The following is a 15,765-nucleotide window of genomic DNA, read 5'->3' as shown; positions in this document are numbered from 1 at the left end:
TTTTCGTTACATTAATCGTTTACCGTAACTTAGAGGGCAGGTTAATCGTCTGCACTGTGGGGTTAAGGTCATGATCGACAGGCAAAACGACGGAAACGGGGCGGCCAGCAAGGCCGCTGACGCTGGGTCTTTCCGGGCCCGGCTGATGGCGCGCCAGGCGGCGCGGCCACAGTCCACGCTCGCCATTGATTCCGGCATTCTCTACCGGCCAGGCGCCTCCAGCACGCCGGAAAGCCGCCGCGCCGCCGATGCGGTCCGCGACGAGGCCCGCCGCCGGCGGGCAGAGGCAGCAGCTGCCGCGAAGGCGGAGGCGGTCGCCAGGGCCGAGGCTGAACGCATCCGCGCCGCATCCGTGGTCGAGGTTCCGGCGGCCGAGGTAAAAGCCCCGCCGAGCGATGAGGAACTGGTCTCGGTCATCGAGGAAGTCGCCGCCCGCAAGGAAGAAGAGCGCCGCGCACCGGCTCCGGCGATTGTTCCGGCAGCCGCGGCGGCTACGGCCCGTCCCGAGGTCCGCCCGCAGGTCGCCGAACATGAGGGGCATGAAGACGTCTCTTCCCGCATGGGTGATGTCTCTCAGCTGGCCTTTGCAGGGCTTGCGATCCTGGGGCTCGCCGGCCTCTCCGTGCTGGCCGCGCAGAATGCTCTGAAGAATAACGACAAGACCGACGGAAATGTCTCCGGCACGCGTGAAACCGGCGCACTCGCCCCGGCGCTGAAGCCGGGCGGGGCGTCTGCCGTGGCACTCGCCAGCGCCGCCGAGCCCGCCGCGCCGAAAGCCTGGTTCAATTACCAGGGCGTCGCCGACATGCTGGCCGAGCGCAAGGCCGAGATGGAAGCCGAAGCGAAGCTCGCCCAGGAGGCCGCCGAGAAAGAAGCCCGCCTGCGCGCCGCCAAAGCCATCGCAAATGCCGAAGCCGCCCGCGTGGCGGAAGAGGAGGCTGCCGCGGCTGCTGCTGCCGAAGAGGCCCGCCTTGCTGAGGAAGCCGAACGCAAGCGCCTCGCCGATGCCGAAGCGGCCCGCGTGGCTGAGGTCGAAGCCGGCCGGCTCGCCCGCCTTGAGGCCGCGCGTCAGGCCGCCGCCGCAGCCGAAGCCCAGCGCCTCGCAGATCTTGAAGCCAAACGCCTTGCTGAGGCTGATGCCGAGGCCCAGCGCCTTGCCAATCTGGATGCGCAGCGCCTTGCAAAACTGCGGGCCGACCGTGAAGCCGCCGAAGCCGCCGCCCGTCAGGAAGTCTTCGAGCTTGCCAAGTCACGGGAGGCCGAGCGTCTCCGTCTCGCGGCGCTGAAGGCGCAGGCAGAGGCCGATGCTGCCGAAGCCCGCCGTCTGGAACAGGTTGCTGCGCAGGCCGCCGCCGACCGTCTGGCCGCCGAGAAACTATTGGCTGAACAGCGCGCGCAGCAGCCGCGCGTGCAACAGGTTGCCGCGCCCGCGCCGGCCGAACCGAAAGCCGCCCCGGCGCCGAAGCCAGAACCCATCGTCTTCACGGCCTATGAAGGCCCGGTGCCTGTGCCGGCCTCCTACAAGCCTCAAAAACCAGCCCAATTGATCCGCGCCTCCTATTCGCCGGACGAAGGCAAGACCGTGACGCGCAAGGCGCCGGCCGCGCTGACTGCCAGCAAAACCGATGTCCGCAACATGGCCGACACCACCAGCTTGCAGACGCCGGAAGCCTTCCTCGCCGGTCGGATCGAGCGTACGGCGGCCGAGCCGATGCCGACCGAGGATATGGACCTTGTGCGCCAGGCCTTCCGCAATATTCTCGACAATGGCGCCGACGGATCGAAACAGGCGATCATCACGCCGGATGGCCGCACACTGACCATCGTCCTTGAGCGGACTGTTTCCCGTGAGATGGGCCAGTCCACTGTGCGCACCGTCACCTACACGCCGGGTGTTAGCCAGGTGACCCGTGTGGTGACCGAGCAGGCGCCGGTGACAGTCAGCGTCATGTGCCGGGATGTGGCCTATGCCTTTGCCGGACAGGAGCGCGGCCGCTTTGCCGCCTGCCAGGCGCCCGAAGGCGGCTGGACCCTCGCCCGCGCGACCGATGTGGTGAAGGTAACGACCGCCAGCCTGCCTAATTCCGCGTCCTGACCGAAGCTGCATGGGCCTCGGCCCGGTGGATGAGATGCTTCTGCACGATGCGGAAATTCTTCCGGTTTGACTGGAAGAAGATGTCGAAGACATCGCCCGCGACCGGGACAGACCCCAGCACTGTGTCGAAGACAAGGTTCCAGACGATCCCGATTGATGCCGACACCGGCAGGTTCAGCCGCCATGCCGTGACGAGGGCGTGCAGGCCAGCTGCGCCGGTGGCAACGTCCCCGGCAATTGGCACAAGGCCCAGCACCGAATCGAGGCCGAAATTCACGCCCATCATGCCGAAGCGGGAATCGAGCAGGCGTGACACCGCGTCCAGCGCGGCAAGTTCCTCACCAATCGTGCGCCCGTTCGGCAGCAGCATGGCGCGGATTTCTTCTTCCGTTGGTTTCCTGGCCATCTGCGTCTCCCCGCGAAGTCCGGCAAGCTTGCCGCAATTGCCAGCCCGCGCAAAGCCTGCTGAATAGCGGGCATGAGCCAAACCAGCGAAACCCATGTCTACAAATTGCTGACCGGCGCCGACTGGCAGGCTGCTTCGACCGTGGGCGTGACCTGTGCTGAAGTCGATGAAAAGGACGGCTATGTTCACCTGTCGACGCGGGAGCAGGTGACGGAGACCGCACGGCTGCATTTTGCCGGCGCAGAGGGCGTGCGCCTGTTGCGCTTCGCGGTCGCGGACCTGCCGCCACTGACATGGGAACCGAGCCGGGGCGGGCAGATGTTCCCGCACCTCTATGCACCGCTTGAAGTGTCGCTGGCCGAGGTCGTCTGGCATCTGATGAGGGGGGCGGACGGGGCGCTCCGCTTTCCGGAGGATTATTGATGAGTCTGACCGACCTCGGCGCGGAGATCGTCAAACTGCTGCCGCCGGAAGCGGCGCACACGGCCACCATCCGGGCGCTGAAGCTGCGCCTTGGCGTGCCGCTGAATCCGCCGCTGGCTGACCCGGCGCTGGAAACGGTGCTTCCGAAGTCCGGCCTGAAACTGCCATCGCCCGTCGGGCTGGCCGCCGGGTTCGACAAGAATTGCGACGTGCCGGATGCGATGGCGAAGTTCGGGTTCGGCTTTGTCGAATGCGGCACGGTCACCCCGCGCCCGCAGCCCGGTAATCCGAAACCGCGTCTGTTCCGCCTCAATGAAGACCGGGCCGTGATCAACCGGATGGGCTTCAACAATGCGGGGCTCGACTATTTCGTCCGCAATCTGAAAACCTATCGCGGCGAAGTGCCGGTTGGCGCGAATGTCGGCGCGAACAAGGACAGTGAGGACCGGATCGCGGATTATGTGACCGGCATCGAAGTCGTCGCCCCGCATGCGGACTATGTGACGATCAATATTTCCTCGCCCAACACGCCGGGCCTGCGCGGCCTGCAGGACCGGGCCTCGCTGGAGGCGCTGTTGACAGCGTGCGGCGCGGCAGACCGGGCGAGCAAGCCGGTTTTCCTGAAAGTGGCGCCTGATCTCGACGAGCAGGCGATTGCCGACATCGTGGACGTCGTACGCGGGCCGGGCGCATGGCTGTCGGGCCTGATCGTGTCGAACACGACACTGGCCCGGCCGGACACGCTGAAGAGTTCCCTCAAAGGTGAGACGGGCGGGCTCTCAGGCGCACCGCTGATGGTGCCGTCCACGGAGGTTCTGTCGGCCTTTGCCCGCGCCCTGAAGGGTGAATTTGACCTGATCGGGGCAGGGGGCATCGCCAGCGCGGCGGACGCCTATGCCAAGATTCGTGCCGGGGCGAATGCCGTGCAGCTCTATTCCGCCATGGTCTATGAAGGTCCGGGCCTCGCACAGAGCATCAACAAGGGCCTGCCCGCCCTGCTGAAGGCGGATGGGTTCGCGACGCTGGCCGAGGCAGTCGGGACGGACCTCTAGGCCGTCTGCAGCCGCCGGAACAGGCCGGGCACATAGATGCCCAGCGCGGCGGCGCGATAGAGATACATCAGCAGGAACGCGGTCCAGACACCGGTATTGCCATAGAGCGGACGTAGGATCAGGTCTGTGCTGATATAGAGCACGGCGACGGCGACGCCGGCATTTCGCAGGGCCCGGCCTTGCGTGGTGCCCAGGAACAGGCCGTCCAGCTGCCAGGGCGCAATGCCGATCAGCGGCACCAGCGCGCAATAAGGCAGGAAGGCGAGCGCGGCATCGCGCGCTTCGACATCCCGCACAAAGGTCGTGATCACCCAGCCGCCGCCGAAGAAATAAAGGAGGGCGAAGGCGAGCCCGGCAATCAAGGCAAATTCCGTTGTCAGCCGCATGGCGCGGGCGAGGCGCGGCGCGCTGTTGGCGCCATAGGCTTCCCCGGCTTCCTTCTCCGCGACGAAGGCGAACCCGTCGAGCACAAAGGCCGCGACGGTGATGAATTGTAGCAGGACCTCGTTGCCCGCCGTGACTGCGGTGGAGATCAGCGTGCCCGATCTGACGAACCAGCCGAAGCAGAGCACCAGCGCCAGCGTACGGATCATGATGTCCCGGTTGGCGCCGAACAGGGCCGCAAGACGTGCGCGGTCGAACAGCGGCGCTGCACCCCGGAAGGCCGGCAAGACCAGCGCCAGGCCGAAGAGCAGCGCCGTCCATTCCGCAATCGCTGTGCCTGCGCCGATGCCCGCCGGGCCCAGCCCGAGACCGGCGACGAACCAGGTGTCCAGCCCGGCATTCACCGTGTTCATGATGATCTGGAAGGCGAGCATCTGGCCGGTCTTGCCGGTGCCCAGCATCCAGCCGGTCACCGCGAGTCCCATAAGGTAGGCCGGTGCACCCCAGATGCGCGCATCGAAATAAGCTCCGGCCAACGTCTCCACATGGTCGGTACTGGCAAAGGCCGCGAAGGCGAGTGGTTTCAGGATCGAGGAGAGGATCAAAAGGATGAGGCCAATGGCGCCGCCGAGTGACAGGGCGCGCAAGAGGACGGCGCGCTTTTCTGCTTCATCGTCCCGGCCTGCCGCCTGTGCGGAGAGGCCCGTGGTCGACATGCGCAGGAAGCCGAAGCCCCAGTAGATGAAACTGTAGGCGACGGCGGCGATAGCCACCGCGGCGAGGTCTGCCTTGTCGCCGAACCGGCCCATGACAGCTGTGTCGACAAGGCCGGTCGTAGCGGTTGCCGCCTGGGCGGCGATGATCGGCAGGGCGAGCTGCAGGGTCTTCTGGCGGGTCAGCATGGGAGGCGGGGTTTAGACCGCTTTGCGCCTCAGGGCGAGGGCGGGGCGTCTGCCGGCGCACTGGGACGCTGGTGCAGTTCGATGGCACGGTAAAGGGCATCGGAATCCGGTAGCGAGACCTTCAGGTAAATCGGGAAAGCGGCGGCGATCACGAACAGGGCGATGGGGATGCCGCGCGAGAATTTCGGCGGCTCAGGGTGCTTGGCTACGGCAATGGCCAGCATGACGAGGAACAGGCCCGCCAAGGCGTATCCTGCCAGCACGTCGCTGAACCAGTGGGCGCCCAGATACATGCGCGATACCCCGATCATCGCGACCAGAAGCAGGAAAGATCCGGTCAGGCCCCAGCGCATCCAGCCGCGGAAGGTGACGAAGGTCAGCCCGGCAATGGCGCCATAGATCAGCGCAGAATGGGCGACATGGCTGGACGGGAAGCTGAACATGTCAACGCCCGTATACGGAATATCCGAGGGGCGGGGCCGGGCGATCCAGAGCTTGATCGTGTGCACCACGACCGGCATCGACCCGAAGCAGAGCGTGTAACACATGGCCCGCCAGCGGGCGCCGGTGAAAAGGAAGGACGCAACGGTGACCACGGCCGCCAGCGTCAGGAACAGGCCGTCCCCCAATGCGGTGACGACAAGCATCAGATCGTAGAGTGACCCGCCGCGTGCGCCATCGACCAGATTGTCGACCAGGTGGTCTATCGGGGCGAGGGGCCAGAAACCGGCGGCGCCTGCGGTGAGGATAACGAGCACAAGGATGGCCACGCCCGCCGCCCAGCCAAGCTGGCGGCTGCCAAAGGTCGGAACGGTGCGGGGCCGCCGTCTCACGCGGGCGCGCGCTTTCCTGTCAATGTCATACGCAACACGGGAAGTCCCTCATCGCCCGAATTCAACCCCGATACTGCCCTTGAGCATAGGCCCAAGGGCAGAACTGGAAAAGGTCAAACCGGATCGCGGGCGATATAGATGTCGTAGTCGAACTCGTTTTCCCATTTGGCAACGGCAGTCGCAACGGTGGCATCCCCCGTCACATTGGTAAGGGTCCGCATCATGTCGAGCAGCCGGTCGAAGGGCAGGATGAAGCCGATGACGAGATAGGCGGTTTCCTGCGGAATGCCGACCTGTTGCAGGGCCATGCCGGACAGGAGCAGGCCTGCACTGGGGATCCCCGCAGCGCCGATCGAGACCAGCGTTGCCATCAGGGCGACCAGAACATACTGGCCAAGCGTGACCTCAACGCCGAGCGCCTGCGCGCCGAAGAGGGCGACCATGCCAATATAGATAGCCGTGCCGTCCATATTGATCGTGGCGCCCAGCGGCAGGACGGAACCCGCGATGGATTTGTCGACGCCCAGGTTTTCTTCGGCACAGGCAATGGTCACCGGCAGGGTCGCGCTGGAAGACGAGGTCGAATAGGCGACGGCCTGCGCATCAGTGACGCCGCGGAAGAAAGGCATCAGCGGAAGGCGCAGCACGAATTTGATGATCCCGCCATAAGTGATCATGATGTGCAGAATGCAGGCGAGGTAGAGCGCGATGGCGAGGACGCCGAGGCTCTGCAGGATGCCGAGGCCCTGCGTGGCCAGCACCCAGGTCATCAGGGCGAACACGCCGAACGGGGCGGTTTCCATCACGAATTCGGTGACTTTCATCATCACTTCGGCGGCGCCGTCGAAGAAGGCGGCAACCGGTTTGCCCAAATCCCCGGCGATCATGATGCCGACACCGAACAGGATGGCGAAGAAGATGACCTGCAGGATGTCGCCGTTCGCGAGGGCTTCGAACGGGTTGGTTGGCACGATGGCGAGGAAGCGTTCGACGAAGCCGCCTGCCTGATCCGCTTTTTCGGCAATGCTCTGCATCGCGCTGCCATCGACGCCTTCGAACATTTCCGGCGACAGGCTGGCGCCCGGCTGGAAGAGGGTGGCCATGATCAGGCCCAGCGTGACGGCGATGGCGGTGGTGCCGAAATAGAGGCCGATCGTGCGCAGGCCGAGGCTGCCAAGCCGCTTCGGATCGCCCATGGCGATCATGCCGGACACGAGGGTGAAGAAGACAAGCGGAACAACCAGCATCCGGATCAGGCGAAGGAACAGGTCTCCCAGCCATTTGACCCAGTCAGTCGCGAAAATCGCAGCCGCATCGGGACCCAGACCGGCGCGCAGCCCTATGCCAGCGATTGTGCCGAGCACCAGTGCAGCGATCACGCGCTTCCACAGGTCAATTTCAAACCACCACTTCATCCACAGCTCCCTCAAAAGTTGGCCAGACCCTAGGGAGGAGATCATGGGAACGCAATTGGGGCTTTGTCCGGCACTGTAATCGGACCGCCAGTGCTTGCCAGAGGGGCAGGGGCGGCCTTATTGCGGCAAGGGATGGCAAATATTCGCGCTTCCCTGCCGATAGATGAGGTGCTGGGGGACATTTCTGCCCGCCTTGGCGAGGCGCCGCGGCTTGTGCTGGCTGCCCCGCCAGGGGCGGGCAAGACGACCCGCGTGCCCCTTTCTCTGGCAGGGTTCCTGGACCTGCCTGCGGTGGTAACCGGGCGCATCCTGATGCTGGAACCCCGCCGTATCGCGGCGCGCATGGCGGGGCAGCAGATGGCGAGAAGCCTTGGCGAGCCACTCGGCAAGCGCGTGGGCCTGACCACACGTGTGGACCGGAAAGTTTCGGCCGACACGGTAGTCGAAGTCATCACGGATGGCCTGTTTACCCGGCGGATCCTGAACGATCCGGAACTGACGGGTGTGGGGGCGATCCTGTTCGACGAATTTCACGAGCGGAGGCTGAATTCGGATCTTGGACTCGCTCTGGCGCTGGAAAGCCAGGCGGCGTTCCGAGACGACCTGAAGCTGCTGATCATGTCCGCAACGCTGGATACAGCCCGTGTATCCAAAGTGTTTGATGCGCCCGTCGTGGAGAGTGAAGGCCGGATGTTCCCGGTGGAGACGCGATACCTTGGCCGGTCGGAGGACCGTATCGAGGACCGGATGGCGGCGGCCGTCCGGCGGGCGCTCAGGGAAGAGGACGGATCTGTTCTCGCTTTCCTCCCGGGGGCGGGCGAAATCCAGCGCACGGCCGAGCGGCTGGGTGGGCTTGGCCCGGATGTGATCGTGGCGCCCTTGTTCGGGACGCTCAGCCCGGCTGAGCAGGATGCTGCTGTCCAGCCAGCGCCGGAGGGCAAGCGCAAGATCGTTCTGGCAACGGACATTGCCGAAAGCGCGCTGACCATTGAGGGCGTTCGGATCGTGATCGATTCCGGCCTGTCCCGGGTCGCGGAAGACAATATCGGCGGGCTTGGCTCGCGGCTCAGCACCGTGCGGGCGTCGCGCGCCTCGGTTGATCAGCGCCGGGGCCGTGCCGGGCGGCTTGAGCCGGGCGTCTGCTACCGCCTGTGGGACGAGGAAGCCACGCGGGGTCTGATGCCCGCGCCCGTGCCGGAGATCCTGTCGAGCGACCTGTCCGGTCTTGTCCTGACACTCGCCGAATGGGGTGAGCGGGACGCAGCGAACCTCACCTGGATGGATGCGCCGCCGGCAGGCCGCCTGAAGGCCGCTGTTGACCTGTTGGTGACCCTGCGTGCGGTGGATGAAGACGGGCGGCTCACACCGCTCGGGTCGGAGATGTCGCGCCTGCCATTATCGCCGCGGCTGGCGGCGCTTGTCGCCGGGGCGGAGGGCGGAGAACGTTCACTGGCTGCCGAAGTCGCGGCGCTCGCCGGAGAACGAGGCGTAGGCGGAACATCCATCGATCTGCGCGAGCGACTCGCCCGGTTCCGGCAGGAACGCTCGCCGCGCGCCCGCGTGCTGCAACAGCAGGCGAAGAGTTGGGGCAAGGGGGCCGCGCCATTGGGTGATCTTGCGAAACTACTGGCGCGTGCCTGGCCGGACGAGGTGGCGCGCAAGCGGCCCGGCAGTGCGGGCACTTACCTGCTCGCCTCGGGACGGGCGGCGGCCCTGCCGGAAAATGATCCGCTGGCGAAATCGGACTGGTTGGTCGTGGCCGATCTTGGCGGTGCTTCAAAAGAAGCGCGCATATCGCTCGCCGTGCCGATCAGTAAGGCAGATGCCTTGGCGAGCAGCGATGTGGTCAGCGAAGACCGCGCTGAATTTGATCCGAAGACGGGACGTTTCACGGCGCGGCGGGTGAAGGCGCTGGGGGCCATCGTCCTGTCCGAAGCGCCGCTGCCGAAACCGTCAGCCAATGTCGCCGCGAAGGCGATGCTGGATGCCGTGCGTGAGCAGGGTTTAGCCGCCATCAGCGCAGGGGAGGTGGTGGAGGAGACGCTGTCGCGCATCTCCCTTCTGGAGCGGTCGGGACTGGTGGAGGCGCAGAACCTTAGCGAAGAAAGCCTGCTTGCCTCGGTCGGGGACTGGCTGTTGCCATGTCTGAAGAAGGCCGGGGGGCAGGTGCCGGCGGACCACAAGGTACGCGAGGCGCTTGTGGCTTCGCTCGGCTGGCAGGTGCAGGAAGCGCTGCGCACGGGCGCGCCGCTGTCGCTGGAACTGCCGTCCGGACAGTCAGCGCGTGTCGACTATCTCGATCCGCGTGCTCCGCTCCTCTCGGCGCGGGCGCAGGCCTTCTGGGGGTGTACGGAGCATTTGCGGATTGCTGGGGGCCGCGTGCCGGTTACGGTGGAAATGCTGTCACCCGGCATGAAACCTGTTGCGACAACGCAGGACCTGCCCGCCTTCTGGCAGGGCGGCTACAAGGATATGGCGAAGGACATGCGCGGGCGCTATCCCAAGCATGACTGGCCGGACGATCCGGCGAATGCCCGCGCGCACGAAGGCCGGACGAAGAAGCGATTGTCATGAGCAAAGAAATAAACATCCGCAGCGATTGGCGGGACGGCGATGTCGAGCGCATCGTCGACCTGCATCGACGCGGCTATGAGCAGGAAGGCGGGCATCACTACGGCGCCGACTTCCTGGATCATGTCCGTCGTACGGTGGGAGAAGCCGACATTCCTTCGCGCCCCGGAAGCTGCGTCTGGTTCGTCGAGATGGATGGTGAAACGGTTGGCTGCGCGGCGATTGTGGACCGGGGTGATGCCGGCCAGCTGCGCTGGGTGGTGCTGATGCCGGAAACACGCGGGCTGGGCTTCGGCGGTAGATTGCTGGATGCAGCAATGAAACATGCCGAAGCGCAGGACTGGACTTCGATCTATCTCGAAACCACGGACGGGCTGGAGGCTTCGATGGCGCTTTACAAGCGGCTGGGTTTCGAAGTTGAGATCGCGGAGGACCGCCCGCTCTGGCATGGCGGCGGTCGGTTCATCCAGATGCGCAAGACGCTCTGACTTCAGAACGGACAGGGAAGGGAAAGCCTGAGGCGCTCGCCTGTGCCCGGATGATCGAACGCGATGGCGCTGGCATGCAGGTAAAGACGCGGCGCGGCGGCGAGAGCAGCTTCGTGGGCATAAAGTTCGTCGCCGAGGATCGGATGCCCGATTTCCGCGAGGTGCACGCGTAGCTGGTGTGAGCGTCCGGTGAGTGGCGTGAGGCGCATGCGGCTATGGGTCGTTCCGGTCTCAATGGTCTCGTACAGGGTCCGGCTCGGCTTGCCGATCTCGTGATCCACTTTCTGGCGCGGGCGGTTTGGCCAGTCCGTGATCAGGGGCAGGTCGATCTCGCCTTGGGTGGGATCAGGCGCGCCCCAGACATCCGCGATGTATTCCTTCTCCACGCCGCCCCGTTCGAACAGGCCGGACAGCGCAACCTGCATCACCTTTGACTGGGCGAGGATGAGCAGGCCGCTGGTGCCCATGTCGAGGCGGTGAACAGTCAGCGCGTCCGGATACTCCGCCTTGACCCGTGAGACGGCGCAGTCTGCTTTTTCCCGTCCTCGTCCGGGTACGGAAAGCAGGCCGGATGGCTTGTCGATCACGATCAGATGATCGTCGACATGCACATAGCGGACAGGTTCCTGCGGCGGGGCGTAGCGGGTCACACGACGAGGTCCGGCAGGGCCAGGCGGAAGACGGTGCCCTCCGGCCCGGTGGAGGCGAGCACAAGATCCCCGCCCATGCCGACCGCGAGTTCCCGCGCGATGACGAGGCCAAGGCCCGTGCCGGTCTTGCGGGAGGAAGCCGCGAAGGGCTTGAACAGATTGTCCCGCGCATTCGGCGGCAGGCCGGGACCGGTGTCTATGAACTCGACCCCATCACGTGTCAGCGTCACGGTGATGCGCTTTGGCAGGGAGGCGGCAGCCACCATGGCCTCGGCAGCGTTGCGGATCAGGTTCGCTGCCAACCGGTGCAAATGTTCCGGGTCCGCATTGATGATCCGGGCGCTTGGCAGGTCGTCGATAAACTCGACTTCCGGCCAGGCGGCGAGCGCTTCCGACGCGGCCTCCTCGATACAGCCGCGCAGGGAGACAGGCTGGATGTCCGGCGGCTGGGGCGCGGCCTTGCCATAGTCCAGCGTTTCGGAGGCGAGATTGATTGCCCGGGTGAGGGCGCGTTCGAGACGTGGGGCAGCCTTCTGCACGCGCGGGTCCTCCGATCGGGCCAGCGTGTCCGAGACAAGCTGCGCCGAGGCGAGCGAGTTGCGCAAATCGTGATTGATCTTGGCAACGGCTGTGCCGAGTTCGGCGAGGTGAGCGCGCTGGCGGAAGGCATCGGCCACGGCCTCTTCCATGTCGGACAGGGCATTCTGCGCACGGCCGATCTCGTCCCGCCGGGAAGTTGGCTGCAGCCGCCGGGACCAGCCGCCGGGGTCCATCCGGAACTGTTCGACACTGGCCGTGACCCGCGCCATCGGGCGCACGACCAGAAAGTGCAGGAGCACATAGATCACGGTCGCCGCGATCAGGGCGATCAGGAAAGACAGGCCGAGGATGCGCTGGCCATAGGCGTAAAGGTCTTCCCGGAGCGGGGCCTGCGGCACAACAACTTCGATGACGCGTTCAGGGGTCGAGCCGACGGCCGTGATCACCAGGATTCGGTCTTTCGAGGCAGCGAAGGCACCCATCACCTGCATCACCCGGCTGACAGCGGTCGTCTCGCGCAGGTCGAGCTGGTAAAAACTGCCCTCGATATCCATGCCGGAATCGAGCAGCTGAATATGCATGTCATCTTCGACTTCGGCCACGGAAAGGACCTCGGCATTTTCCAGCAATTGCTGGGCGAGTTCTTCCGACACCATGCGGGACGGTGAGGCGTCGAGGGCGAGAGCGGCAATCCGCGCGGCCTGAAGCCGTTCGGCCAGCCATGCATTCCGGAATCCGGAGGCGCTGGGGATGAAGATCAGGCCTTCGACAAACAGGATCGCGGCGAGGGTGAAGCCGAAAAGCCGGAACGATAGCCCATGGTACCAGCGTGCGGACGCAGGCTGGCGGACAGGGGCCGGAAGAGGTGCGCGTGCGTTACCGTTCACACGCGCTGAAGTAGCCTACGGGATGCGTTGGAGCAAGCCGACGAGACGCCGCGCGTTCTTGCTGAACACGACGGGCGTGAAGTGGGCGGAAGCCGCGCGTTTCACGACCTCTGCGCGTGTCGGATAGGGCGAGATGAAATTGGTCAGCGCGGTGAGTTTCAGTCCGTTCGACATGGCGACGGAGACAAGCTGGAGAATGTCGCCCGCGCCTTCGCCGACAATGGACGCTCCAACCAGTTTCCCCTTGTGCAGCACCAGTTTGCACTCGCCGAGCGTCTTGCCTTCGGCGATCGCCCGGTCGTTTTCATGGAAGGGAAAGGCGGAGGTGGTGACCTTGCCGCCAAATTTCGTGCGTGCTTCAGCCTCTGTGAGGCCGAGTTGCGCGACTTCCGGGCTGGTATAGGTGACGGCGGGCACGGGCAGGCTGGAGGCCCTGGTGCCCTGTTTGAAAAAGGCCCGCCGGGTAAAGACCGAGGCATGCCATCCGGCAATATGGGTGAATTGTTCCATGCCGGCCGCATCGCCAAGCGCCCAGACGCGCGGATTGGAGTGCGAGCGCAGTGTGTCGCCGACGGTGATGCCTTTCTGGCTGTACTCAACGCCGCCTTTTTCAAGGTCCAGCCCGTCCAGAACCGCGCGGCGGCCCGTGGCGACCAGTAGATGGCTGCAATCGATCACGGGCGTCGCTGTGCCATTGTCCGTGTGCACGCGGATATGGCCATTCTCCTGCATGACGCGCTGGGCTTTATGCTGCTCGAGGACCGTAACGCCCTCTTCGCGCAGGGTCTTGATGGCGATGGCCGCGTGATCGGCGTCTGCGCGCGGCATGGCGCGCCCCATCTCGATCACGGTGACCTTCGATCCAAGTCGGGTAAACGCCTGCGCCATTTCTACGCCAATTGGCCCGCCACCGAGGATGACGAGGTGTTCCGGAAGCTCCGGCAGGGTGAAGATGGTTTCATTGGTCAGGAAAGGCACATCCTTCAGCCCCTCGATGGGTGGGATGAAGGCGCGCGAGCCTGTGGCGATGATGATGCGCCGGGCCTGGGTGCAAGATGTGTCCGAGACAATTGTCTTCTTGTCAGCAAACCGGGCGGCTTCCCGGATGACGGTGACGCCCAGGCCTTCGAAGCGTTCCTGGCTGTCGACCGGGGCAATCGTGGCGATCGCGCCGGAAACATGTGCTTTGACGGCGTCCCAGTCCGTTTTTGGATCCTGAGTCCGGATTCCGTACTTTTTGGCCTCGCGCACGCCGGCTGCGGCCTTTGCCGCGCTGAGCAGGGCCTTGGACGGTACGCAGCCATAGTTCAGGCAGTCCCCGCCCATTTCGTGCTTCTCGTACAGCACGACTTTCAGGCCCAGCATGGCGGCGCCGGCGGCAGCTGACAGGCCGCCCGACCCGGCCCCGATGATGCAAAGGTCGGCTTTCAGGGTTTTGACGGAGTCACTCATGCGGGCGGGCTTTCGATTTCGGGGATCTTGCGGCCAAAAAATTTCTTCCAGACAACCGGCATGAGAGACACGACTGCGAGCGCGGCGAAGGCGGGAACAAGGTTTCCGGCAACGGCGGCAATGTCAGGATTCTCTCCGGCTTCGAATGTCGCGCCGAGGCCAGCGCCGATCCAGGTATAAGCGACCACGCCGGGGATGATGCCGAGAGCGGTGGTCAGGGCATAGTCGGGATAGCGTGCACCCAGCAGGGCCGGGGCGATATTGGCCACCGGGAAGGGCACGATAGGCAGGAAGCGCAGGGCGAACATGTAGGAGCGCGGGTTTTCACGGAAGCCTGACTCCATCTTTCGCAGGAACGGACCTGCCCGTTCGCGCAGCATGCCGCCAAAGGCAGTGCGAGCCGCAAGGAACAGGAGGCTTGCGCCCAGAGTGGCACCCACGACGGTCGTGACCGATCCGCCTGCCAGCCCGAACAGGAAGCCGCCCGCAATGGTGATCCAGAGGGCGCCCGGCACCATGAAAAGCGTGGAGAGCGCGTAGATCAGGACATAGGCCGCCACCGCGATGAGGAGGTTACCCTCCACAAAGCTGCGCAGGGCTTCATGCTGTTCGCGCAGGGTCTGCAGCGACAGATAGTCGAACAGGCCAAGGCGCCAGCCGGCCAGGAGGCCGCCGGCGATCACATAAACCGGCCAGAGGCGCTGCCAGAGTGGGGCAGCAGGTTTGTGATTTGTCTCGGTCATTCGGTCTCGGCCTTCTTGGTGTCGTTGAGGGACCAATTGTACTCATACGCACGAATGCGCGGATTGGAGTGGATTTTTTCGGCCAGACCGGAATCGGCATAGGCCAGAAGATGGTCGATGACGGCCTGTTTCGATCCGCCGAAATCGGCTTCGAACCAGTCATAGATGGAAGACACCCTGAGGCCACGGGGCGTTACGGTCACGCCGCGGGGGTCGTTGATATAGGCCCGGGCGGCAGCGGCGAGGTCTTCGTCCAGCGTCTCGGCCTGCCAGGCTTTGACCTGAAGATTCGGGCAGGACACCGCCGCGCAATTGATCGCATAGTGCACCAGCGGATTGCCGAAACGCGGGCGCAGGATGGCGTGCTCGATCTCGTCGAGAGAGACGGTTTGGCCATCCGCCACCACTTTGATCTTCTTCCATGGCCCGCCAAACAAGTGGCCATCGCGGATCGAGCCTGTGGGGTAATTCTCCAGGATGTAGCGCATGGTGACAGCATTATAGAGGTTGGCCCACGCCGCGAAGGTGGCTGCGTCGGTCCCGGAAAGATCCATCTCCGCGAATTTCGCGATATAGGTATCCAGCGCCGCGCGGTCCTCGGCATTGGCCTTGAAGGCGGCATAATCGACCCGGTTCACCCCATCGATGCCGGGCTGGACGTATTTCTTCAGCAGGCAGGTCCACGCGGCATGCACCGGTTTTTCAGCAGGTTGTTGCTGTACCATGCCGGAAACCGGCACGGCTGGCTGCGCCAGTGCGCTGAGTGGTGTCAGGGCGAGGGCCACAGGTAGGGCAAGGCGGCAGGCGGCTCCGGGCATGGGGCGGTTGGCTCCAGAATGGGCAAAATGAGGCCATGACATAGCGCAGCTGGCCGGGATATGCCCGTCACGCCTTGATCTTCAGCGATCAAAGACCCGTGATTGG

14 protein-coding genes are annotated in these 15,765 nt (G+C 64.8%); 5 read left to right on the top strand and 9 right to left on the bottom strand.

The genetic code is table 11. The annotated features are described in order from the left end of the window. Window positions 1-70: 70 nt before the first annotated feature. Complete coding sequence (locus HY17_RS11980) at window positions 71-2,095, top strand: hypothetical protein (RefSeq protein ID WP_034766771.1); 2,025 nt, start codon at window positions 71-73, stop codon at window positions 2,093-2,095. Here the strand turns inward: HY17_RS11980 and HY17_RS20390 are convergent. Beyond that, entirely contained in the window at window positions 2,079-2,501 is a 423-nt protein-coding gene (locus HY17_RS20390) for a DUF4112 domain-containing protein (RefSeq protein ID WP_158531501.1), read from the bottom strand. The genes HY17_RS11980 and HY17_RS20390 overlap by 17 nt on opposite strands. A 72-nt stretch (window positions 2,502-2,573) precedes the next feature. On the opposite strand from HY17_RS20390, the gene HY17_RS11970 reads away from it, so the two are divergent. Beyond that, the gene (locus HY17_RS11970; protein ID WP_034766769.1) at window positions 2,574-2,924 is read left to right on the top strand and encodes a DUF952 domain-containing protein; all 351 of its coding nucleotides are present in this window, start codon (window positions 2,574-2,576) and stop codon (window positions 2,922-2,924) included. Continuing rightward, window positions 2,924-3,976 carry a quinone-dependent dihydroorotate dehydrogenase gene (locus HY17_RS11965; protein ID WP_034766767.1) on the top strand — a complete coding sequence of 351 codons (1,053 nt, stop codon included), beginning with the start codon at window positions 2,924-2,926 and terminating at the stop codon, window positions 3,974-3,976. The genes HY17_RS11970 and HY17_RS11965 overlap by 1 nt, the downstream gene beginning before the upstream one ends. Here the strand turns inward: HY17_RS11965 and HY17_RS11960 are convergent. The 3 genes from HY17_RS11960 to HY17_RS11950 form a co-directional block, all read right to left on the bottom strand. After that, on the bottom strand, window positions 3,973-5,262 hold the full coding sequence (locus tag HY17_RS11960; protein ID WP_034766765.1) for an MATE family efflux transporter: 1,290 nt from the start codon (window positions 5,260-5,262) through the stop codon (window positions 3,973-3,975). The genes HY17_RS11965 and HY17_RS11960 overlap by 4 nt on opposite strands. Window positions 5,263-5,291: 29 nt before the next feature. Continuing rightward, window positions 5,292-6,095 carry a phosphatase PAP2 family protein gene (locus HY17_RS11955; protein WP_034766763.1) on the bottom strand — a complete coding sequence of 268 codons (804 nt, stop codon included), beginning with the start codon at window positions 6,093-6,095 and terminating at the stop codon, window positions 5,292-5,294. Window positions 6,096-6,208: 113 nt separating this feature from the next. Next, window positions 6,209-7,510: a dicarboxylate/amino acid:cation symporter gene (locus HY17_RS11950; RefSeq protein WP_034766761.1), complete on the bottom strand. Its 1,302-nt coding sequence runs from the start codon at window positions 7,508-7,510 to the stop codon at window positions 6,209-6,211. A gap of 132 nt (window positions 7,511-7,642) precedes the next feature. Here HY17_RS11950 and hrpB point away from each other — a divergent pair, with 132 nt between their 5' ends. Both hrpB and HY17_RS11940 read left to right on the top strand, forming a co-directional pair. Beyond that, a complete protein-coding gene (gene hrpB / locus HY17_RS11945; RefSeq protein WP_034766760.1) occupies window positions 7,643-10,084 on the top strand; it encodes an ATP-dependent helicase HrpB in 2,442 nt (813 codons plus the stop codon). Continuing rightward, complete coding sequence (locus HY17_RS11940; protein ID WP_034766758.1) at window positions 10,081-10,569, top strand: GNAT family N-acetyltransferase; 489 nt, start codon at window positions 10,081-10,083, stop codon at window positions 10,567-10,569. The genes hrpB and HY17_RS11940 overlap by 4 nt, the downstream gene beginning before the upstream one ends. Window positions 10,570-10,571: 2 nt before the next feature. Here the strand turns inward: HY17_RS11940 and HY17_RS11935 are convergent, their stop codons facing one another. The 5 genes from HY17_RS11935 to HY17_RS11915 are packed head-to-tail and all read right to left on the bottom strand — an operon-like array spanning window position 10,572 to window position 15,659. Then, the gene (locus tag HY17_RS11935) at window positions 10,572-11,219 is read right to left on the bottom strand and encodes a pseudouridine synthase (RefSeq protein ID WP_034766755.1); all 648 of its coding nucleotides are present in this window, start codon (window positions 11,217-11,219) and stop codon (window positions 10,572-10,574) included. Continuing rightward, entirely contained in the window at window positions 11,216-12,646 is a 1,431-nt protein-coding gene (locus HY17_RS11930; protein ID WP_081813121.1) for a HAMP domain-containing sensor histidine kinase, read from the bottom strand. Before HY17_RS11930 ends, HY17_RS11935 begins: the two co-directional genes overlap by 4 nt. 15 nt (window positions 12,647-12,661) lie before the next feature. Next, window positions 12,662-14,098: an NAD(P)/FAD-dependent oxidoreductase gene (locus HY17_RS11925; protein WP_034766753.1), complete on the bottom strand. Its 1,437-nt coding sequence runs from the start codon at window positions 14,096-14,098 to the stop codon at window positions 12,662-12,664. After that, window positions 14,095-14,841 (bottom strand): TVP38/TMEM64 family protein, encoded by a 747-nt coding sequence (locus HY17_RS11920; RefSeq protein ID WP_034766751.1) that lies wholly within the window; start codon window positions 14,839-14,841, stop codon window positions 14,095-14,097. The genes HY17_RS11925 and HY17_RS11920 overlap by 4 nt, the downstream gene beginning before the upstream one ends. After that, window positions 14,838-15,659 (bottom strand): DUF547 domain-containing protein, encoded by an 822-nt coding sequence (locus HY17_RS11915; RefSeq protein WP_233348771.1) that lies wholly within the window; start codon window positions 15,657-15,659, stop codon window positions 14,838-14,840. Before HY17_RS11915 ends, HY17_RS11920 begins: the two co-directional genes overlap by 4 nt. Between the last annotated feature and the right edge of the window lie 106 nt (window positions 15,660-15,765).

Source organism: Hyphomonas sp. CY54-11-8, assembly GCF_000682735.1.
GTDB lineage: Bacteria > Pseudomonadota > Alphaproteobacteria > Caulobacterales > Hyphomonadaceae > Hyphomonas.
This window is presented reverse-complemented; position numbering and strand designations above follow the sequence as displayed.

Bases quoted from the DNA above. Each gene is read 5' to 3' on its own strand.
- hrpB (WP_034766760.1), top strand. From the start codon at position 7,643: ATGGCAAATATTCGCGCTTCCCTGCCGATAGATGAGGTGCTGGGGGAC.
- HY17_RS11965 (WP_034766767.1), top strand. From the start codon at position 2,924: ATGAGTCTGACCGACCTCGGCGCGGAGATCGTCAAACTGCTGCCGCCG.
- HY17_RS20390 (WP_158531501.1), bottom strand. From the start codon at position 2,501: ATGGCCAGGAAACCAACGGAAGAAGAAATCCGCGCCATGCTGCTGCCG.
- HY17_RS11950 (WP_034766761.1), bottom strand. From the start codon at position 7,510: ATGAAGTGGTGGTTTGAAATTGACCTGTGGAAGCGCGTGATCGCTGCA.
- HY17_RS11940 (WP_034766758.1), top strand. From the start codon at position 10,081: ATGAGCAAAGAAATAAACATCCGCAGCGATTGGCGGGACGGCGATGTC.
- HY17_RS11960 (WP_034766765.1), bottom strand. From the start codon at position 5,262: ATGCTGACCCGCCAGAAGACCCTGCAGCTCGCCCTGCCGATCATCGCC.
- HY17_RS11915 (WP_233348771.1), bottom strand. From the start codon at position 15,659: ATGCCCGGAGCCGCCTGCCGCCTTGCCCTACCTGTGGCCCTCGCCCTG.
- HY17_RS11920 (WP_034766751.1), bottom strand. From the start codon at position 14,841: ATGACCGAGACAAATCACAAACCTGCTGCCCCACTCTGGCAGCGCCTC.
- HY17_RS11970 (WP_034766769.1), top strand. From the start codon at position 2,574: ATGAGCCAAACCAGCGAAACCCATGTCTACAAATTGCTGACCGGCGCC.
- HY17_RS11925 (WP_034766753.1), bottom strand. From the start codon at position 14,098: ATGAGTGACTCCGTCAAAACCCTGAAAGCCGACCTTTGCATCATCGGG.
- HY17_RS11980 (WP_034766771.1), top strand. From the start codon at position 71: ATGATCGACAGGCAAAACGACGGAAACGGGGCGGCCAGCAAGGCCGCT.